General features: G+C 72.6%; 18 protein-coding genes. 5 read left to right on the plus strand and 13 right to left on the minus strand.

Features of this window, described 5'->3' with window-relative positions:
* Positions 1-78: 78 nt before the first annotated feature.
* Positions 79-414, plus strand: coding sequence for a hypothetical protein (locus G3I56_RS29805; protein ID WP_164414302.1), 336 nt, complete (start codon positions 79-81; stop codon positions 412-414).
* 118 nt (positions 415-532) lie between these two features.
* Here the strand turns inward: G3I56_RS29805 and G3I56_RS29810 are convergent, their stop codons facing one another.
* A complete protein-coding gene (locus G3I56_RS29810; protein ID WP_164414377.1) occupies positions 533-1,960 on the minus strand; it encodes an FAD-dependent oxidoreductase in 1,428 nt (475 codons plus the stop codon).
* 32 nt (positions 1,961-1,992) lie between these two features.
* The gene (locus G3I56_RS29815; protein WP_164414304.1) at positions 1,993-2,952 is read right to left on the minus strand and encodes a DUF4349 domain-containing protein; all 960 of its coding nucleotides are present in this window, start codon (positions 2,950-2,952) and stop codon (positions 1,993-1,995) included.
* 237 nt (positions 2,953-3,189) lie between these two features.
* Here G3I56_RS29815 and hemG point away from each other — a divergent pair, with 237 nt between their 5' ends.
* Together hemG and hemQ are read left to right on the plus strand one after the other, a co-directional pair.
* Positions 3,190-4,656 (plus strand): protoporphyrinogen oxidase, encoded by a 1,467-nt coding sequence (gene hemG / locus G3I56_RS29820; protein ID WP_164414306.1) that lies wholly within the window; start codon positions 3,190-3,192, stop codon positions 4,654-4,656.
* 4 nt (positions 4,657-4,660) lie between these two features.
* On the plus strand, positions 4,661-5,392 hold the full coding sequence (gene hemQ / locus G3I56_RS29825) for a hydrogen peroxide-dependent heme synthase (RefSeq protein WP_164414308.1): 732 nt from the start codon (positions 4,661-4,663) through the stop codon (positions 5,390-5,392).
* A gap of 82 nt (positions 5,393-5,474) precedes the next feature.
* Here the strand turns inward: hemQ and G3I56_RS29830 are convergent, their stop codons facing one another.
* From G3I56_RS29830 to G3I56_RS29860, 7 genes are all read right to left on the minus strand, one after another.
* Positions 5,475-7,103: an alpha/beta hydrolase gene (locus tag G3I56_RS29830; RefSeq protein WP_164414310.1), complete on the minus strand. Its 1,629-nt coding sequence runs from the start codon at positions 7,101-7,103 to the stop codon at positions 5,475-5,477.
* 152 nt (positions 7,104-7,255) lie between these two features.
* Positions 7,256-8,044 carry a TIGR04222 domain-containing membrane protein gene (locus G3I56_RS29835; RefSeq protein ID WP_164414312.1) on the minus strand — a complete coding sequence of 263 codons (789 nt, stop codon included), beginning with the start codon at positions 8,042-8,044 and terminating at the stop codon, positions 7,256-7,258.
* 103 nt (positions 8,045-8,147) lie between these two features.
* Complete coding sequence (locus G3I56_RS29840) at positions 8,148-8,933, minus strand: DUF4142 domain-containing protein (RefSeq protein ID WP_164414314.1); 786 nt, start codon at positions 8,931-8,933, stop codon at positions 8,148-8,150.
* 325 nt (positions 8,934-9,258) lie between these two features.
* Positions 9,259-10,620: a DUF692 domain-containing protein gene (locus G3I56_RS29845; RefSeq protein WP_164414316.1), complete on the minus strand. Its 1,362-nt coding sequence runs from the start codon at positions 10,618-10,620 to the stop codon at positions 9,259-9,261.
* A gap of 122 nt (positions 10,621-10,742) precedes the next feature.
* Complete coding sequence (locus G3I56_RS29850) at positions 10,743-11,540, minus strand: DUF4142 domain-containing protein (protein WP_164414318.1); 798 nt, start codon at positions 11,538-11,540, stop codon at positions 10,743-10,745.
* Between the two features lie 120 nt (positions 11,541-11,660).
* Positions 11,661-12,269, minus strand: a complete 609-nt coding sequence (locus G3I56_RS29855) for a DUF4142 domain-containing protein (protein WP_164414320.1) — start codon at positions 12,267-12,269, stop codon at positions 11,661-11,663.
* A gap of 85 nt (positions 12,270-12,354) precedes the next feature.
* Positions 12,355-13,095 (minus strand): aminoacyl-tRNA hydrolase, encoded by a 741-nt coding sequence (locus G3I56_RS29860; protein WP_164414322.1) that lies wholly within the window; start codon positions 13,093-13,095, stop codon positions 12,355-12,357.
* 57 nt (positions 13,096-13,152) lie between these two features.
* On the opposite strand from G3I56_RS29860, the gene G3I56_RS29865 reads away from it, so the two are divergent.
* Together G3I56_RS29865 and G3I56_RS29870 are read left to right on the plus strand one after the other, a co-directional pair.
* Entirely contained in the window at positions 13,153-14,085 is a 933-nt protein-coding gene (locus tag G3I56_RS29865; protein WP_164414324.1) for an ATP-binding cassette domain-containing protein, read from the plus strand.
* Positions 14,082-14,753: an ABC transporter gene (locus tag G3I56_RS29870; RefSeq protein ID WP_164414326.1), complete on the plus strand. Its 672-nt coding sequence runs from the start codon at positions 14,082-14,084 to the stop codon at positions 14,751-14,753. The genes G3I56_RS29865 and G3I56_RS29870 overlap by 4 nt, the downstream gene beginning before the upstream one ends.
* Here G3I56_RS29870 and G3I56_RS43325 read toward each other — a convergent pair.
* The 4 genes from G3I56_RS43325 to G3I56_RS29885 form a co-directional block, all read right to left on the minus strand.
* Positions 14,745-14,912 (minus strand): hypothetical protein, encoded by a 168-nt coding sequence (locus tag G3I56_RS43325; protein WP_203690941.1) that lies wholly within the window; start codon positions 14,910-14,912, stop codon positions 14,745-14,747. The genes G3I56_RS29870 and G3I56_RS43325 overlap by 9 nt on opposite strands.
* Positions 14,913-14,930: 18 nt before the next feature.
* A complete protein-coding gene (locus G3I56_RS29875) occupies positions 14,931-15,809 on the minus strand; it encodes a polysaccharide deacetylase family protein (protein WP_164414328.1) in 879 nt (292 codons plus the stop codon).
* A 166-nt stretch (positions 15,810-15,975) separates the two neighbouring features.
* Positions 15,976-17,421 carry a serine/threonine-protein kinase gene (locus G3I56_RS29880; protein WP_164414330.1) on the minus strand — a complete coding sequence of 482 codons (1,446 nt, stop codon included), beginning with the start codon at positions 17,419-17,421 and terminating at the stop codon, positions 15,976-15,978.
* Positions 17,422-17,471: 50 nt separating this feature from the next.
* On the minus strand, positions 17,472-18,932 hold the full coding sequence (locus G3I56_RS29885) for an alkaline phosphatase PhoX (RefSeq protein ID WP_239135181.1): 1,461 nt from the start codon (positions 18,930-18,932) through the stop codon (positions 17,472-17,474).
* Between the last annotated feature and the right edge of the window lie 65 nt (positions 18,933-18,997).

An 18,997-nucleotide genomic window follows, 5' to 3' on the forward strand; every position in this document is an offset into this window, starting at 1 on the left:
TGTCCGTGTGTCCGTATCTGTCCTCAACGTCCGCGGCACGACGAAGGCGCGCCGCGGGGACGACGTGAGGAACAGGCGATGAACGACCGAGTTACTCCTCCGATGCAGTCGGTGCAGGCCCTGCCGAACGGCGAGGCCGAGCTCGCGCTGGTGGTCCACCTGCCATGGGAGGACGTGGCCCGGCTCGGCCAGGAGGCGGGGCGGCTGGCCACACAGATGCAGCGCCCGGTGTCGCTCGACGAGGCCGTGAGCCATCGGCTGCGGTCCAGTGGGCTCGGCGCCCACGCGAAGCCGGCCCAGGCTCAGCAGCAGGCGCCGTCTGTGTCGGCGTCGGCGTCCGTGTCCGCGTTGCCGTCCCGGCCGCCGGGGGAGCAGGCGCGTCAGGCGATTGACCGGATCAACGGGACTGCGTAGCGCCGTGGGGGTGCTTGTGGATTGCCGGATGCGGGTCCGCTGTGGCTTGTCGCGCCCACGCGGCGGAGCCGCAAATCGGCACAGCCTCGCGCCCCTACGTGGGTTCCCTGCGCCCCTGTCAACAAGTGCCCCCGCGTACTGCTGCGGTGGCTTTCCTGGCCGCTACCAGTACCGGGTCCCAGACCGGGGAGAACGGGGGCGCGTAGCCCAGGTCCAGGGCTGTCATCTGTTCGACTGTCATGGATGCCGTGAGGGCCACCGCGGCGATGTCGACCCGCTTCGCCGCGCCCTCACGGCCGACGATCTGGACACCGAGGAGGCGGCCTGTTCGGTGTTCGGCGAGCATTTTCACCGTCATCAGGGCTGCGCCGGGGTAGTAGCCCGCGCTGTTCGTCGACTCGATGGTGACCGCTGTGAACCGTAGGCCCGCCCGGCGCGCGTCCTTCTCCAGCAGGCCGGTGCGGGCGATCTCCAGGTCGCAGACCTTGCTCACGGCGGTGCCCACCACGCCGGGGAAGGTCGCGTAGCCGCCGCCCGCGTTCGCGCCGATGACCTGGCCGTGCTTGTTGGCGTGCGTGCCCAGCGCGATGTGCCGTTCCTGGCCGGAGACGAGGTCCAGGACCTCGACACAGTCGCCGCCGGCCCAGATGTTCTCGTGCCCGCGCACCCGCATCGCCAGGTCGGTGAGGAGGCCCCCGTGGTCGCCCAGGGGGAGTCCCGCCGCCCGTGCGAGCGTCGTCTCGGGGTGGACGCCGATGCCGAGCACGACCACGTCCGCCGGGTACTCGGCGTCCTTGGTGGCGACCGCGCGGACCCGGCCGTCGTCGCCGGTGAGCAGCCTCGTGACCTCGGCGTCGTTCACCATGGTGATGCCCAGGCCCTCCATCGCCTCGTGCACCAGGCGGCCCATGTCCGGGTCGAGCGTGGACATCGGCTCCTTGCTTCGGTTGACGACCGTCACCTCGTAGCCGCGTTTGACGAGCGCCTCGGCCATCTCCACGCCGATGTAGCCCGCGCCGACCACGACCGCGCGGCGGCCCCTGGTGGTGGCCAGGGTGTCCAGGAGTGCCTGGCCGTCGTCCAGCGTCTGTACGCCGTGCACCCCGGGGGCGTCCACGCCCGGCAGTGAGGGACGGATCGGACGGGCACCCGTGGCGATCACCAGTTTGTCGTACGACGTCCATGCCTCGGCGCCCGTTTCCAGGTCACGGGCACGTACCCGGCCGCCCGGGACGTCGATCTCCATGACCTCGGTCCGCATGCGCAGGTCGATGTCGCGGGCCCGGTGCTCCTCGGCCGAGCGGGCGATCAGCATGTCCCGGTCGGGGACGTCGCCGCTCACCCAGTAGGGGATGCCGCAAGCTGAGTAGGAGGTGAAGTTGCCGCGTTCGAACGCCACGATCTCCAGTTCGTCGGGTTTCCTGAGCCGGCGTGCCTGCGACGCGGCGGACATGCCCGCCGCGTCGCCGCCGATCACCACCAGACGCTCGGTCCCACGCTTCGTGTCGCTCGTACGGCCATCACCATCGTCATCGCCATCACTCATGCTCATGCGAACACGCTACGGGTCCTGGCATTTCAGTCCTGGTCCGGGCCGTTCGGCTGGGCCGGGGGAGCCGTCGGTGCGGGGCCCGTGGCTGTCGCCGGGGCGGAGGGCTGCCGGCGCGTGCGGGTGAGGCGCAGCCAGACGAACACCAGCAGGGCCGCCACCGCCGCGAACGGCAGCACCGCGGCGAGGGCCACCACGATCCAGCGCAGCATCGCCACGAACGCGTCCCAGCCGCCCGCGAGGGCGTCCAGGACACCCGGGTCGTCGTCCTTGTCGGACTCCTTGGGCGGGGTCTCGGACAGGGAGAGGTTGATCGTGGCCAGGCTCGTGCGGTCCTTCAGGGAGGACTGGCGGGCGAGCAGCGACTCCAGGTCGGCCTGACGGCGGCTCAGCTCGCCCTCCAGGGTGACCACATCGGAGAGTTTGGTGGCCTTGTCCATCAGCTCGCGGATGCGGTTCACACTGGCGCGCTGCGTGGTGATGCGGCTCTCCACGTCGACGACCTGCTCGGTGACGTCCTTCGCCTCCGCCTGCCGGTGCAGGAGCTTGCCGGTGCCCTCCAGGTCCTTGAGGACCTGTTCGTACTCGGCGACGGGCACCCGCAGAACGACGTCGGTGTTCTCGCCGCCCTCCTTCTTGTCCAGGGTCGTCGTCTCGCTGCCGACGAAACCGCCCGCGTTCGCCGTGACGCTGCGGACCTTGAGCAAGGCCTTCGACACGTCCTTGACCTGCACGGAGACGGACACGGTACGGATGATGTGCGTACCGGTGGCCGCCGTGGGCGCCGCGCTGGCCTGGGCGCCCGGCTTGCTGTAGGACCCGGCCTGGTCCTGCAGGGCGCCCGCGTCGGCCTTGTCCGCGGAATTTCTCGAGTCGCTGGCCGTACCGGTGTCGTTGGCGCCGCAGCCGGTGAGCGCGAGGGCCGCGGCGAGGAGGACGCCCGCCAGGGCCTGGACAGGACGTGTACGGGTTGTGCGCAGGGCGTTCATCTTGCGGATCCCCCCGAGGGTGGTCGTTGGAAGGTTTCGGACGGTCTCGGACCGTCTCGGACCGTCTTGGGGCGTCGTGGGACGTCTTGGTGTACGACTGACGCTCCTTCGACGCCCGAAGGGGCCGGGACGTTGGCCGGTTACGGTCCCGATGAGGTCACGGTCGGGACTCGTGCCGGACACCAAGGGGCGGTGTGCGCCGACGGGAGTGTCAGTGGGGTCTGCGAAAGTGGTCGCATGAGCGCAGTGGAGGCCCGTGCGGGTGCCGGGCATGTCGTCGTCATCGGGGCCGGGATCGCGGGTCTGGCCGCCGCCCATCGGCTGCTGGACCGGGGTGTGCGGGTCACGGTCCTGGAGGCGTCCGACCGCGTCGGAGGCAAGCTGCTGCCCGGCGAGATCGCGGGCGCGCGGGTCGATCTCGGTGCCGAGTCGATGCTCGCGCGCAGACCCGAAGCCGTCGCGCTGGCGCGCGAGGTGGGCCTCGACGACCGTCTCCGGCCGCCCGCCACCTCGACGGCCTCGATCTGGACCCGGGGCGCCCTGCGGCCGTTTCCCAAGGGTCACGTCATGGGCGTTCCCGGCAGCGCCTCGGTCCTGGCCGGAGTCGTCTCGGACGAGGGACTGGCCCGGATCGGGCGCGACGCCGACCTGCCGCGCACGGAGGTCGGGGACGACGTGGCGGTGGGGGAGTTCGTCGCCGCGCGCCTCGGCCGCGAGGTCGTCGACCGGCTCGTGGAACCGCTGCTCGGCGGGGTGTACGCGGGCGACGCGTACCGCATCTCGATGCGCTCGGCCGTACCCCAGCTCTTCGAGGTGGCCAAGAAGCATGTGTCCCTGACGGAAGGCGTGCGCAGTATCCAGGCTCGGATGGCCGCCGCTCCCCAGCAGGGCGGCCCGGTCTTCATGGGCATCCAGGGAGGCGTGGGCCAACTGCCGCTCGCCGTAGCGGAGTCGGTGCGCGCGCGAGGCGGCGAGATCGTCACCGGGGCGCCCGTGACCGAGTTGCGCCGGACGGCCGGGACATCGGCGGCGTGGCGGGTCGTCGCCGGGGAGCGGGTGCTCGACGCCGACGGTGTGGTCGTCGCCGTACCGACCCCGGTGGCCGCCGGTCTGCTCCGCGCCGAGGCACCGGCCGCCGCCGCCGAACTCGCGGGCGTGGAGTACGCCTCGATGGCCCTGATCACCCTGGCCTACCGCCGCGCCGGCATCAGCCTCCCCGAGGGCAGCGGCTTCCTGGTGCCCCCCGTCGACGGACGCACCATCAAGGCGTCGACGTTCGCCTCCCAGAAGTGGGGCTGGATCGCCGAGGAGAACCCGGACCTGCTGGTCCTGCGGACCTCTGTCGGGCGGTACGCCGATACGGAGATCCTCCAGCGCCCCGACGCCGACCTGGTCGAGGTCTCACGCCACGACCTCAAGGAGGCGACCGGACTGACGGCGGCCCCCGTCGAGACCCGCGTCACCCGCTGGGACGACGGACTGCCCCAGTACCCCGTCGGCCACCACGCGCGCGTGGACCGCGTCCGCGAACACATCGCCAAGCTCCCGGGCCTCGCCGTGTGCGGCGCGGCGTACGACGGGGTCGGCATCCCGGCCTGTATCGCGAGCGCGTACGCGGCCGTGGACGCGCTCGGACCGCTTCGGCCGCCGGAGCCGCTCGATGCCGACCCGGTGCGGAGCGCGCCCGGCGGAGCGGGAGAATAGGCACATGAGTGACGACGCCCCCACCACCGACGCGGCCCGCATCCCGAACAAGGGCAAGCTGGCCAAGGACCTCAACGAGGTCATCCGCTACACCCTGTGGTCCGTCTTCAAGCTGAAGGACGTCCTGCCCGAGGACCGCACGGGCTACGCCGACGAGGTCCAGGAGCTCTTCGACCAGCTCGCCGCGAAGGACGTGACCGTCCGTGGCACGTACGACGTCTCGGGGCTGCGCGCCGACGCGGACCTGATGATCTGGTGGCACGCCGAGACCGCCGACCAGCTCCAGGAGGCGTACAACCTCTTCCGCCGCACCAAGCTGGGCCGCAGGCTGGAGCCGGTGTGGTCGAACATGGCGCTGCACCGTCCCGCCGAGTTCAACCGCTCGCACATCCCCGCGTTCCTCGCCGACGAGACGCCCCGGAACTACATCAGCGTCTACCCGTTCGTGCGCTCGTACGACTGGTACCTGCTGCCCGACGAGGACCGCCGCCGGATGCTCGCCGACCACGGCAAGATGGCCCGCGGCTACCCGGACGTGCGCGCCAACACGGTCGCCTCCTTCTCCCTCGGCGACTACGAGTGGCTGCTGGCCTTCGAGGCCGACGAGCTTTACCGCATCGTCGACCTCATGCGCCACCTCCGCGCCTCCGAGGCCCGTATGCACGTCCGCGAAGAGGTCCCGTTCTACACGGGCCGCCGCAAGTCGGTCGCCGAACTGGTCGAAGGGCTCGCCTGACCGGGGCGGTGCCCTGTGGGCGGCCGGGGGAGGGAGACCGGCGAGCTGATCGCCGGTCTCGCCCGACGGCGCCACCGCTGCTTCAGGCTGCTTTTCCCTTGCCGGAACGGCTGCCCGGGGCCGAGGGCCGAGGCTCCGCGTGCGGGGCGCAGTCCGCGCTCCGCCCGGGCAGGCGGCCCGTCAGCAGATACGCGTCCAGGTGGGCGTTGACGCACCGGTTCGGGCCGCCCGCGATGCCGTGCGTGCCCGCGCCCCGCTCGGTCACCAGGGCCGAGCCGGGCAGCCGGCGGCGCAGTTCGAGCGCGCCCGCGTACGGCGTCGCCGCGTCCCGCTCGGCCGCCAGGATCAGCACCGGCGGCAGGTCGCCCGGTCCGGTCCGCACGTCGAGGGGCGTCTGCCGGGGCGCCGGCCAGTAGGCGCACGGCAGGTTCATCCACGCGTTGTCCCAGGTCTCGAACGGCGCCGTGCGCGCGAGCCGCGTGTTGTCCCGGTCCCAGACCCGCCAACTCGTCGGCCAGGGGGCGTCGTTGCACTCGACGGCCGTGTAGACCGCGTTGCCGTTCTCCGCCTCGACGGCCGCCTCCGTCACCGGTGCCGCCTGGTCGATCAGAGGCTGCGGATCACCCTTGAGGTAGGCGGCCAGGGCGGCGGCACGGTGCGGCCAGTAGTCGTCGTAGTACCCCGCCTGCAGGAACGCGCCCTGCAACTGCCCCGGCCCCACCTTCCCACCGGCAGGTTCGGCGGCCAGCCGGGCCGCCGCCCTGTCGTAACTCCGCAGCACCGCCTCCGGTGTGGCGCCCAGCCCGTACACGTCGTCGTGCCGGGCCACCCACGCCCGGAAGTCCGCCCAGCGGCTCTCGAACGCGGCCGACTGGTCGAGGTTGCTGCGGTACCAGATCCCGGCCGGGTCCGGGTTCACCACCGAGTCGAACACCATCCGCCGTACGTGCGAGGGGAACAGCGTCGCGTACAGCGCCCCGAAGTACGTGCCGTACGAGGCGCCCATGAACGTCAGCCGGTCCTCGCCGAGCGCGGCGCGCAGGACGTCCAGGTCACGGGCGTTGTTGAGGGAGTGGTAGTGGCGCAGCGCGTCGCCCGACCGCTCGGCGCACCCGCGCGCGTACGCCTTCGCCTCGGCGATCCGCTCCCTCTTGTACGACTCCGAGGGGTGCACCGGTGCCGGCGTGGGTCCCTTGAAGAAGCGCTTGGGGTCCTTGCAGGACAGCGGCGCCGACCGGGCCACCCCGCGCGGGGCGTATCCGACCAGGTCGTACGCCCCCGCGATGCGCTTCCACTCCGGGATGACGCCGATCATCGGGAAGAACATGCCGGACGCGCCGGGGCCGCCCGGGTTGTAGACGAGAGCGCCTTGACGCTCCACCCTGTGCTCGGGGTCGCGCGGGTCCTTGCCGGTCGCGTCGGTCCGGCTGACGGTGAGCTTGATCTGCCTGCCGTCGGGGTGCGCGTAGTCGAGCGGCACGGTGACGGTGCCGCAGCGCACACTGTCCGGCAGTTCCTCCGCCTCCGCGCACTTCCCGAAGCGGATACCGGCCGTCCCGGCGCGCGCAGCGGCCAGCACGGAACCCCGGAACTCGGCCGAGCCGGGACCTCCCGGTAGGCCGGACCCGCCCGGGGCGCTTTCCGCGGGGGCGGCGGCCAGGGTGGTCAGCAGCAAGGACCCGGCAGCAGAGTAGAGGGCGGCAGCTCGCATCGCGTATCCCTTCGGTGGCAACAGAAGGGATGTTTCGGGCGCCGGTCGGCGAAGGCAAGCACCGCCCGCCCGGTGTCGCCGCGAGCACTCCTATGCGCCCCCGCACACCCCCCGGGGCGCCGGGGTCTCCGCCATGGTCCGCCGGACCGGCCCTACGGCTCCCGGTGTGCGAAGGCGGCGCGCAGATCGGGCTCGTCGACCGCGCGGACCCCGAGTACGGCGACGGAGGTGAGGTACGTGCGTTCGTCGCCGGTGTCGTGGGGGTCGGTGGTCCTGGTCCGCCGGGTCAGGGTGGTGAGCAGCCGTTGTCCGGCCGGTGACGCCCAGCGCGAGTAGGGGTGGACCTCGATCCGGGCGATGGCGAGGCAGCTCAGGGTGAGGACGAGGGGGAGCGCGAACCAGAGGGCGACCAGGTCGCGCGGCACGGCACCCCGCCCCGGCACCAGCAGGGCCACCGCGCCCAGCGTGAACACGGCCAGCGCGGCGGCCCGCGCCTGACGGACCGCGAACGCGATTCCACGCCTGGCGCCCTCGGGCACGGCCAGGCCCGCCGCGACGAGCCGGTCCGCGAGCCTCCGTACGGCCTCCGTGCCGGCCGCGGCCGTCCGCACCGGGGCGATGCGTGACTGGCCCTCCGGCCCGATGGCGCCTATCACCGACCGCTCCATCTCGTCGCGCCCGCTCGGATCGACGACGGTCGCCCAGCCGGTGTGGGCGAGCAGCAGCCGCCGTTGGCGGGCCATCGACACCAGCGTGAGATCGGCGACCCGCGCCGGTCCGCCGGACAGGAACGCGGCCTCGTACAGCGTCAGGTCACGCCCGCGACCGCCGGGGCCCGCGTCCGGATCGACGGCACCCGCGTGTACGGCGGCCAGACACAGCCGGAGGCACGCCGTACCGGCGGCGATCCAGGCCAGCAGCAGGAGGAAGGACCAGAACATGCCGTTGTTCTATGCGAAGGGTGCCTGGAACGCCATGGGCTTTCAGGATATGGACGAGGTATGGCCGGTACGCGACGTATGCGCGGTGGCCGGTTCGGGGTTCCTAGGCGGGCTCCGTCGGCTCCGTGGGCTTCGGCGGCGGGCTGGTGGCCGGCGGCGGCAGCGGATAGGTCGCGGCCGGCGAGGGCGTCACCGGCACGGCGGACGCGGGTGCGGTCGTCGGGCCGGGCGGGGCCGGGGAGTTGGTGAGCGGCGGGGTGCTCGCGGCGGCCATGCCCTGGGCGAGGGCGTCGAAGTCGACGTACCCCGTGGCCTCCAGGACCTGGATGTGGTCGAGGACGGTCCGGTTCGCGTCGTCGGCGAGGGTGCGGACCAGGGAGTTGCGGGTGCTCGCGCGGACCTGTGCGACGACGGAGAAGACCTTGCCGTGCGCCATCCGCAGCAGGTTGGCGAACTCGCGGTCGAAGTCCTCGCCATGGGCCGCGTCCATGGTGCCGAGCCACCCGCGCTGCTGTTCGCTCGGCTGGTTGGGGAGTTCGAACGCGAGCCGCGCGGCCACGTCCCGGACCCGCTCGTCGAGGAACGTGTGCCCCTCGATCAGATGCCGGCCCGCGATCCGTACGGCCTCGGTGGTGCCGCGTTCCTGGGCCTGCTGGCCGGCGGGCAGTTCCCACAGCCCGGCCAGCCGGACCTTGGTGAGGAACTCGCGGTCGAGCGCCGACAGCGGGCCGAACCGCGTCGACACGGTCTGCGCGTTGAGCACGTCCACGCCGGTGCCGGAGCGGTCCGTGTACGACCAGACCGGGAAGAACAGTGCCACGAGGGTCGTCGCCAGACCCGCGACGATGAGCCCGGTGCCGCCGAGACCGGGACGGTGGATGGATCGCATGGTGCCTCCTGCTTGCGGCACCGCACGCTAATGCGCTTCGGGCACGGAGTTCGCATCGTACTGCGGGTCGTACGCCGACTGCGGTACGCGAGGAGACGGCCCCGGGGGAGGGGGCGAACGCCGGATGAGGGAGCGTGAGCCTGTTGCATACCGTGTGAAACGCCAATAAACCGGACGGTGAAGTGTCGTGTATTGGGCGGCACTGTTAATCCCCGCACAGTTTGCACGGGTTGGGGTGGAGGTGCCCGCCCGGCAGCGGATGGTGGGACGGCGTACGCGGGAGGAGTGACGTTCGTCGCTCGGTGCCCCCGGCGCCTCCAGTGCCTCAGCGGCGCAGGAGTACGCGTCGGGTGGCCCGGGCCAGCCGGGCCGTGGGGCGCTGCGAGCGCGGGGCCGGACCCGAGCGGTCGAGCCACCACTCGCGCAGTCGCCGCCGGCTCTCCGCGTTCTCGGGGGTCTCGGGGGACTTGGGCAGCCCGCCGAGCAGCAGGTGCGCGGCGAAGTCCAGCGCGTCGTGCCGGTAGCCGTCGGACATGGGGTGCCCGTGCGCGTAGGCGAGGAAGGCGGGGCGGTATCCCGCCCCGAGGATCTCGGGCAGCTCCGGTGCGATCTTCGCCACGACATCGGCCCGCTTCGCCCCGAGCGCCCGCGACTGCACCCCGAGCCGCACCCGGTCGAACCCCTCCGGCGCGGGCGTCCCCGCGACGAGCGCGGAGAGCAGCGCGGCCTGCGCGAGGGCGAGGCGCTGGCGGGCGGGGGCGGAGACGGATTCGGGTGCCTCGTCGGCCATGGGCGCGGCCGGCGTCGCCGGAGCCGTCGCCTCCGCGGTGACCGGCTTTGGGGGCTTTGAGGGCGCGGCAGCCTTCAGCGCCCCGCGGATCGCGTCCAGCTCCCGCTCCAGCTCGCCCGCCTCGGGGAAGTTGTCGTCCCGCTCCAGCAGCACGCCGGGCGGCGTGACCCTGGAGGCGAGGTCCGTGAGGATGTCGAGGACCTGGGGCGGGACCGGGTGGGCGTGGCTGTCGTGCCAGACGCCGTCCCGTTCGAAGCCGCCCGCGACATGGACGTACGCGATGGCCTCGACGGGCAGCTCGGCCAGGGCCTTCGCCGGGTCCTCGCCCCGGTTGACGTGGTTCGTGTACAGGTTGGCGACATCGATGAGGAGGCGTACGCCGGTCCGGTCGGCCAGCTCGTACAGGAACTGGCCCTCCGTGAGCTCCTCGCCGGGCCAGGCGAGGAGCGCGGCGATGTTCTCGACGGCCAGTGGCACCGGCAGCGCCGCCTGTGCGATACGGACGTTCTCGCACAGCACGTCGAGCGCGTCCCGGGTGCGGGGCACGGGCAGCAGGTGCCCGGCCTCCAGCAGCGGGGACGCGGTCAGCGGACCGCCGGCCCGGACGAACGCGATGTGCTCGGTCACCAGGGGCGAGCCCAGCGCCTCGGCCCGCTCGGCGAGCGCGGTGAGCCGGTCCTTGGCGGGCCGGTCCGCGCCGCCGAGGCCCAGGGAGACACCGTGCGGGACGACCGTCACGCCGCGCTCGCGCAGCCGCAGCAGCGACTCGGGGAGATGCCCGGGGCAGAGGTTCTCGGCCACCGCCTCGACCCAGTCGATGCCCGGCATGGCCTCCACGGCGTCCGCGATCTCCGGCCGCCACCCGATGCCCGTACCCAGTCGCTCCGGTCGCTTCATGGTCCGTCCCCTTCTCCGACCTTCTCGGTCCACGGAGTGATGGCCCGGGTTGCCGGGGTCGAACCCCTCCCCGGCGACCTTCAGAGCAACATTTGAGCTTGCGCCCGCCCGTTCCCGTCCGCCTACTGGCCCTGGGCGAGCTTGTTGGGGTCCGGGGCCTCCGGCCGGTTGGTGTTGATCGTGCCGGGTGCCGGCGGCGACGGCTTCGAGGACGTCACGGGGTTGCCGGTCGGCTCCACCGCGGGCGCGACGGGCGGCACCACTCCGGGGGACGGCGGCGGCGGACCGGTCGGACTGGCGCTGGGTCCGGCGGCCTTCTCGGCGATCGCCTGGAAGTCGATCTTGCCGGTCTTCTCCAGGATCGTGATGTGGTCGAGCACCGTCTGGTTGGTGTCCGAGGCCAGTTGACGCACCAGCGTGTTCTGGGTCTTGTTCCGTACCGTCGCGATGACCGGGAGGATGTTGCCGTGCGCCTGCCGCAGGAGGTTCGCCCAGACCTTGTCGTAGTCCGCGGCCGAGGCCGCCGTCATCTGGTCCAGGAAGCCCTGCTGCTGTGCGTTCGGCTGGTTGGGGATCGGGACACCGAGCTGCTGGGAGACGCTCCGTGCCCGCTTGTCGAGGTCGTTGTGGCCCGTGATCAGGTGCTGGGCCGCCTCCCTGACGGCGGGACTGCTGGACTTCGACATCGCCTGTTGCCCCGCGGGCAGTTCCCACAGCCCGGCCAGCCGGACGCGCACGATGAGTTCGCGGTCCAAGGGGGTCAGCGGCCCCCACTGGGTGTTCACCGTGTCTCCGGTGATCGCGGCGGCCGTCGTGGCGTCGTTGCGGTGCGGGTACGAGTAGAACACGGGGTACGCGAGCGCGCCGACGGTGCCTGCGATGGCGAGGCCGACGAGGAACGTGCCGTTCGTGCGGGGCAAGGGAGCCTCCCGGGGGAACCCAACTGGTCGTTGGGGACTGATACGTGGCTGGTGAGGGACGTACGTGAGGGAGTGGTCAGGACACCGAGCGGGCCTGGGCCGCTGTCACGTGTACACGAGTCAGATCGTGCCGTTGGCGATGGCGTCGAAGTCGACCGCTCCGGTCTTCTCCAGCATCGTGATGTGGTCGAGCACGGTCTGGTTGGTGTCCGTCGCCAGTTGACGCACCAGCGAGTTCTGGGTCTGGTTCCGGATCGTCGCGATGTCCGGGAAGATCGTGCCGTGTGCCTTCCGCAGGAGGCTCGCCCAGACCCGGTCGAACTCCTTGCCCTGGGCGGCGTCCATCTGGGCGAGGAAGCCCTGCTGCGCCTCGTTCGGCTGGTTGGGCAGCTCGACATTGAGCTGGGCGGCGACCTTCCGCACCCGCTCGTCCAGGTCGCCGTGGCCCACCAGCAGGTGGTCCGCCGCCGCCTTGACGGTGGCGCTGCTGGACTTGTCCATCGCCTTCTCCCCGGCGGGCCCTTCCCACAGGCCGGCCAGCCGGACGCGCACGATCAGGCTGCGGTCCGAGGCGGTGAGCGGCCCCCACTGGGTGTTCACCGTGCCGGCGGCCGTGTTCGACACGCCGGTGCCGGAGCGGTCGGCGTAGGACCACACCGGGAACGAGAGCGCGGCGATGGTCGTCGTCAGGGCCGCGATGACGAGGGCCGAGTGGTTGAAGCGCGGCAAAGGAGCCTCCCGGGGAAACCAACTGGTCGTTGGGCATGTGGTACATGGCCAGCGTCAGAAAGTACGAGCGGGAACCCGGGGATGTTCAACGAAGATGTTTGAATCCTGTGCGACCCAGGGGGCGATGGTCCGCGACCACCGTCGCCGAACCGGGCGCGATCTCCGTGAAACCGGCATCACGGACCAATGGGAGTCCACCGGAGGTCAGTTCGCGCCAGTGGTCCGGCTCCGCCGTGCGGACGGCGAGCGGGAAGCTCGCCTCCCGCCAGAGCGCGCGAGCCTCGTCCGACAGTTCCCACCACGCCAGCTGGGCGCCGTGTCCCGTCTGGGCCATCGCCTTGCCCGCCGACATGTCCAGCTCGGGGTTCAGCCAGAGGACGGGCACCGCCGGGTCGGGGCCGAGCGGCGGCTCCGGGTCCTCCAGGTCGGTGCCGGACACCTGGAGCCGGGCCAGGTCCTTGGGCCAGCCGTCCAGCGGAACGGGCGGGAAGACCCGTACCTCGGCCGACTTGCCGGTGACCGTGATGCCGGGCAGCGCCTCGGCCCGCCGCCACTCGGCACCCCGAGCCCGCCGCACGACCTTGCGGATCCGGGCGTCCTGCCAGTCCCGCATGACCTCCGCCCACTCCCCGTCGCCAGCCGACCGCTCGTCGCCGAGGATCACGAGAACGGCTCGGGCGGCCGTCTCCAACGCGTCCGTACGAGCGGGCGGCTCGGCCTTCTCGATCCGGGCGACGAGAGGGAGGACGAACTGAGGGGCCTCGTCACGAGGCGATCGCTCGGAGCGGAAAGGGCTGTCGCCGGGAACGGCCGGGTCGTTGGTCACGTCCTTCAGTCTGCCAGGCGGAAGATCGGCTCTTCCGGGGGAGAGGGCGGGGACAGCGTGCGACGTGACCTTCGACTGGACGGTGTGGGCCGCCGCTACGGACTGCGCGGCCCCTGGGTCCTGCGGGGCGTGGACCTGGCGTTGGCGCCCGGCACTCTCACCCGTATCGAGGGTGCCAACGGCACCGGCAAGTCCACCCTCCTGCGCGTGCTCGCCGGCATCGACGCCCCCACGGAAGGCACCCTCACCGGCCGCCCGCGCACCGCGTACGTCCCCGAGCGCTTCCCGGCAGCGCTCCCTTTCACCGCGCACGGCTACCTCACACATCTGGGCGCCGTGCACGGACTGTCCCGTACGGCCGCCGCCCGGGCCGCCGACGAGTGGCTGGAGCGGCTCGGCGCCGCCGCGTACGCCCGGACGCCCATGGCTGAGCTGTCGAAGGGCAGCAGCCAGAAGGTCGCGGTCGCGCAGGCACTCCTCGCCGACCCGGAGCTGCTCGTCCTCGACGAGGCGTGGACGGGCCTCGACACCGCGGCCCGGGGCGAGTTGGAGCGGGTCGTCGCCGAACTCACCGCGTCCGGCGCCTCGGTGGTGTTCGTCGACCACGACCCGGGCCGCCTGGCGGGGGCGCCCGACGCGACGTACACCGTGATCGGGGGCGGCCTCGACCTCCGTACGACACAAGCCGGTTCACCGGAAACCGCCGGCCCGCACCTGGTCGTCGAGGCCCAGGGTCCGCCGGGCGCGCGGCCCCCGGCCGAGGCGCTGAGGTGGACGACGTCGAGCGCGGAGACCGCGACACCGGGCGGCCACCGGCTCACCGTCCCCCGGACCCACTCGGACGTCGTACTCCGCGCCCTGCTCACGGCCCGCCCGCCCTGGCACGTGGTGAGCGTGCGACCCGAGACGGCCGGAACGCCCGAAACCCTCGGAACGCCCGCCGGCACCGCCGTACCCGCACCGCTCGCCACCGACGAAAGCCGCCGATGACCGCCCTCCTGCGCTACCAGGCAGCCCTGCTTGTGCGTTCGCAGCGCTGGCTGCCCCCGTTCATCCTCTACGCGGTGTTCCTGGGCGTCGGGGTGCAGGGCGGGCAGCCGGTGCTCGACTCGCTCGGGTATGCCGCGGCGGCCGTCCTGCCGGTGGCCGCCTGGCTGGTGCGGATCTGCGCGGGCAACGAGCCGCCCGCCGCCCGTGCCGCCGTGGCCGCGGCCGTCGGCCCCGGACGGGCACACCTCGCCTGTCTCCTGGTGGCACTGGCCGCCTCGGCGGCGCTCGCTACGGCCGCGACCGTCGTGGTGACCCTGATCAGCGACCCGGCGAACGCCGATCACCGGATCCGGGTCGAGCCGCTCCCGGCCGGTGGAGCCGGGCTGCTCGCCGCCCTGGCGTGCGCCCTGCTCGGCACTGCCGTCGGCGCGCTCACGACCTGGCCGCTGCTGCGCTCACCCGGCCGGGCGGTGCCCGCGATGATGCTCGGCGCGCTGCTGGCGATGGTGGTGACCGGCTCCCCGGCCAAGTCGGCGATCACGGCCCTGGTGACCGGCTCGCGCTCGGGCACGATCCCGGTGCCCCTGCTGCCACTGGCCGCGGCGGCCCTGCTCACGGCGACGGCGACCGCCGCGGCCTGCGCCCTCACCTCACGCCGCTCACCCTGAACAGGCGTTGCGCTGAGCCTCCTGCCATTCACAGACCGGGCAGAGCGTGATGCCCTTCCGCGACGCCGGGTACTCGGTCGGCTCCCGGCACAGCACGCACTCCGCGTACGGCGGCCCAACCGCTTCATCCTCGTGCGTGTGCTGGTGCTCGTCACTCATGGCACCAGCGTAGGCCGGTCACCGCCGCCCACCCGTGGCCCCGATCAGCTCGGACACCTTCACGAACCGGAAGCCGCGCTCGCGCAGCGTGGGCACGATTCTGCGGACGGCCCGCTCGGTCGCCGGGGCGGCACTGCGCGTGCAGTGCATGACGACGACCGACCCGGGCCGGACGCCCTCCAGCACCTCCCGGGCCACGGCGCCGGCGTCCGTCGCGAAGGCGTCCCCGCTGACCACGTCCCACTGCACGGCGGTGACCCCGGCCGCGCTCAGGGCGCGCAGCGCCCGCCGGTCGTAACACCCGCCGGGGAAGCGGAAGTAGGGCATGGCCCTGGGCACCCCGGCGGCCCGCAAGGCGGCGAAGGCCCGCCCGACGTCGGCGCGCATCCGTTCCCCGGCAGCGGGGCCGGAGGCCGAGCCGGCGATGGTCGGCAGCCCGTAGCAGTCCTCGGTGAAGGCGTAGTGGCTGTACGAGTGGTTGCCGACCTCGAAGAGCGGGTCCCGTCCGATGGAGCGGGCCTGGACCGGGTACTCCTCGGCCCACCGTCCCGTCATGAACACGGTCGCCGGCACGTTCAGCGCCCGCAGGGAGGCGATCAGCCGGGGATTGTCGAACCGCTCACCTCGCGCCGCCCGGTCGCCCTGCCCGGCGGTCATGTCGGCGTCGAAGGTGAGGGCGACGGTCTTGTCCGGGGTGCGCGGGCCGTTCCGGAAGACGGGGGTCAGGCCGGTGGGCCCGGGGGCGAGGGTGGGCGGCCGTGAGGGGGCGGCGTTGGACGGGAGCGCGGGAGGCCGCTCGACCCGCTGTGGAACCGGGGTGGTGCCACAGCCGGCGAGGGCGGTGAGCGCGGCACCCAGGACACAGGCGGTGGTGACTCGTCGTACGGGACTGATCATCGTATGAAGGTAGAAATGCCCGGGTTGCCCGGCAGGTCGCCGCGAGGGCGACTCGTACGGATGTCACCCGGCCGGCCGCGCCCCGCCGGGCGGAAAGGGGCGCCGGGAACTGCGCGACCTGCCCCCACCGGCCCGCAGGTTGATCACCACGCCTCCCGCAGAGCGCTCAGTGCCGTGTGCAGCGCCCGGTGGGGTTGGCGGCGGGCGGGCGGCACTGGTCGTCGAAGTCGGCGACGTCGTTGCTCAGATAGCGGCCCAGGCAGGTGCTCGGGGTCGTCAGGCCGCGTTCGCTGCAGAAGGCCAGCGCGGCACGGCCGTCGGCGAAGGGGCCGGGGGCGTAGATCACCCAGTAACCCGGGCGCAGGGACGCGTACTCGTCGCTGCGCACGAACACCGCCTCCGGCACCGACTCCCTGATCTTGGCGAGCCGTGCGTCACGGGCGGCGGTCCCGGAGTCGACCGGCTCCGAGTGGAGCTGGGCGATCCAACGGCCGGTCGCGCTGGGCGAGGCGGTCGAAGGGTTGGGCGAGGTTCGCGTACCGGCCGACGTGCCCGAGCCACCGTCTGTGCCGTTCCCGTCGAGGAGGCGCGGCGTGAGGAAAACGGCGGCGACCGCGACGAGGACCGCGAGTACGGCGGACACGGCGACCCGCTTACGGCGGTACGGCGAGGGCGGGATCCGCTGTCCCGCCTCGCGCCGGTCCGCACCGGCCGCCATGTGGGCGGAGTGCGAGGGTGTCGCACCGGACTCCGGGCTGTGGGGCATGGGCTGGGGCGCCGTCAGCGTCCGCTGAACCGATCTCGCCGTCCCGCCCGCCGCCACCTGTCCCAGCATCGCCGCCAGCCGGCCCGTGTCGGGGCGCGCTGCCGGGTCCCGTTCGAGCAGCGCCTCGAGTACGGGGGTCAGCGGGCCGGAGCGGGACGGCGGCGGGACCTCGGACTCCAGGACCGCGGCCAGCGTCGCGAGCGAGGTCTCACGGCGCAGGGGGCTCACGCCCTCCACGCACACGTACAGCACGACTCCCAGGGACCACAGATCGGAGGCCGGGTCGTCGGAGGGGCCGCGGACGCGTTCCGGGGCGATGTACTCGGGGGAGCCGACGAGTTCTCCGGTCATGGTCAGGGCGGTCGCGCCCTGGAGCGCGGCGATTCCGAAGTCGGTGAGGACGGCGCTCCCGTCCGGCCGCAGAAGGATGTTCGCCGGTTTCACGTCCCGGTGCTGGACGCCCGCCGCGTGCGCCGCGCGCAGCGCGTCCAGTACCTGGCCACCGATCCGCGCCGCCTCCACCGGCGTCAGCGGGCCCGATTCCAGGTGCTTGTCGAGCGAGACGCCGGGCACCAGCTCCATGACGATCCAGGGATGAGGGTCGTCGTCGATGATCTGATGGACGGTGACCACGTGCGGGTGGTTGAGCCGGGCGAGCGCCCGCGCCTCGCGCATCACCCGCTCCCGTACGGCATCGGTCGCCGCCGCGTCGGGCCGTACCGCCTTCAGCGCGACCTCGCGGTGCAGTACGGAGTCGCGGGCCCGCCAAACCGTGCCCATTCCGCCACTGCCGAGCCGCTCCAGCAGCTCGAACCGCCCGTCGACCAGGTCCCCCGATGCGTTCATGGCGGACAGGTTAGAGCCTGCCCGCCATGTCCCGGTTCAGGGGGCGCCCGTTATCGCTTCCATGGGCCCCGTACGGCGAATGTCGTGCCGGGTGTGTAGCAGTTGACGTACATCGTCCGGCCGTCCGGAGAGAAGGTGACGCCTGCGAACTCGCCCCACTCGGGGGCGTCCGGGGTGCCGCCCGCCGCGGTGGCGGCTGATGTGATCGCCTGGGCGTTTCGGGCCATCGCGTACACCTCGCCCCGGCGTGTCACGCCGTACACGTGCTGGGCGCCGCTCCCGTCCTCGCACACCATCAGGCCGCCGCTCGGGGCGAGACAGATGTTGTCCGGCGACTCGCCGGGCAGCTGGACGTCCGTGTCCGGGCCGAAGACGATGACCAGGGTGAGGCGGCGCGCGGCGGGGTCGTAGCGCCAGACCTGGCCGAAGTGGGTGGCCGCCGAGCCGTCGCTCGCGCGGGCGAACGACGACACGAAGTACACGCACCGCCCGCCCCAGTAGCAGCCCTCCAGCTTCTGCGCGTGCGTGATGCCCTTCGGCCCGAAGTCCTGGAGCCGGACGGGGGTCTGGGCGGCCAGTGGGTCCGGTACGTCCACCCACTCGACGCGGTCGAAGGAGGCACCCGGGTCCTGGACCGAGGAGAGGTCGGGTACGCCCGGCACGCGCATCGCCTGGAGCCGGCCGCCCGCGCGCAGTGAACCCACCCCGCCCAGCGGCCTCTTGGGCAGGAAGCGGTAGAAGAGGCCGAAGGGGCGGAGGAAGGCGTCCTCCGTTTCGTAGACGATGCCGTTTCTCGGGTCGACGGCGATCGCCTCGTGCTGGAAGCGGCCCATCGCCGTGAGCGGGACGGCACCGGTGCGGTGCGGGTCGGCCCCGTCGACCTCGAAGATGAAGCCGTGGTCCTTGGTGTAGCCGTTGGTACCGGCCTTGTCCTCGGTCTCCTCGCAGGTCAGCCAGGTGCCCCAAGGCGTGGGCCCGCCCGCGCAGTTGACGGCCGTACCGGCGATGGCGACCCGTTCCGTGAGGACGTCGCCGTCCCGGTCGAGGGTGAGGGACGTACAGCCGCCCTTGCCCATCGGGTCGTAGGTGAAGCCCTTGACCGTCGGGACCGGGATCTCGGCGGTGACGCGGTTCTCGTGGTTGCGGACCAGGTGGACGCGGCCGTGCCGGCCGGCGAAGGCCGCCATGCCGTCGTGGTTGGAGGGGACCGCGCCCTCGCCGGACCGCAGGGGGTCGCCCTCGCGGGACAGGACCCGATAGCGGAAACCTTTCGGCAGGTCGAGCAGGCCCTTCGGGTCGCGGATCAGGGGGCCGTAGCCGGAGTGACCCAGCTCCTGGGCGGCGGCGGTACCGGCGAAGAGTTCAAAGAGGGCTCCGGTGAAGGCGATACCGGCCCCCAGGGCGCCGGTACGGGCGAGGACCTGGCGTCGGGACGCGGGGGTGTCGTCAACTGCCGTGGGGAGAGCGTCTGTTGCGGAACCGTCGTGTTCGGGCGTGCCGAATGCGGACATGGGGGCAACCTTCCTGCTGGCGGACAGGACTGTGACCTTGCTGTGTGTATCACGCCGCACGGGCC

Source organism: Streptomyces sp. SID12488, from assembly GCF_010548275.1.
Taxonomy (GTDB): domain Bacteria; phylum Actinomycetota; class Actinomycetes; order Streptomycetales; family Streptomycetaceae; genus Streptomyces.

Excerpts from the sequence above, each read along its gene's own strand:
- G3I56_RS29840 (WP_164414314.1), bottom strand. The coding sequence starts at position 8,933 with ATGCGATCCATCCACCGTCCCGGTCTCGGCGGCACCGGGCTCATCGTC.
- G3I56_RS29830 (WP_164414310.1), bottom strand. The coding sequence starts at position 7,103 with ATGCGAGCTGCCGCCCTCTACTCTGCTGCCGGGTCCTTGCTGCTGACC.
- G3I56_RS29875 (WP_164414328.1), bottom strand. The coding sequence starts at position 15,809 with ATGATCAGTCCCGTACGACGAGTCACCACCGCCTGTGTCCTGGGTGCC.
- G3I56_RS29810 (WP_164414377.1), bottom strand. The coding sequence starts at position 1,960 with ATGAGTGATGGCGATGACGATGGTGATGGCCGTACGAGCGACACGAAG.
- G3I56_RS29880 (WP_164414330.1), bottom strand. The coding sequence starts at position 17,421 with ATGAACGCATCGGGGGACCTGGTCGACGGGCGGTTCGAGCTGCTGGAG.
- G3I56_RS29835 (WP_164414312.1), bottom strand. The coding sequence starts at position 8,044 with ATGTTCTGGTCCTTCCTCCTGCTGCTGGCCTGGATCGCCGCCGGTACG.
- hemG (WP_164414306.1), top strand. The coding sequence starts at position 3,190 with ATGAGCGCAGTGGAGGCCCGTGCGGGTGCCGGGCATGTCGTCGTCATC.
- G3I56_RS29815 (WP_164414304.1), bottom strand. The coding sequence starts at position 2,952 with ATGAACGCCCTGCGCACAACCCGTACACGTCCTGTCCAGGCCCTGGCG.
- G3I56_RS29870 (WP_164414326.1), top strand. The coding sequence starts at position 14,082 with ATGACCGCCCTCCTGCGCTACCAGGCAGCCCTGCTTGTGCGTTCGCAG.
- G3I56_RS29845 (WP_164414316.1), bottom strand. The coding sequence starts at position 10,620 with ATGAAGCGACCGGAGCGACTGGGTACGGGCATCGGGTGGCGGCCGGAG.
- G3I56_RS29885 (WP_239135181.1), bottom strand. The coding sequence starts at position 18,932 with ATGTCCGCATTCGGCACGCCCGAACACGACGGTTCCGCAACAGACGCT.
- G3I56_RS29805 (WP_164414302.1), top strand. The coding sequence starts at position 79 with ATGAACGACCGAGTTACTCCTCCGATGCAGTCGGTGCAGGCCCTGCCG.
- G3I56_RS43325 (WP_203690941.1), bottom strand. The coding sequence starts at position 14,912 with ATGAGTGACGAGCACCAGCACACGCACGAGGATGAAGCGGTTGGGCCG.
- hemQ (WP_164414308.1), top strand. The coding sequence starts at position 4,661 with ATGAGTGACGACGCCCCCACCACCGACGCGGCCCGCATCCCGAACAAG.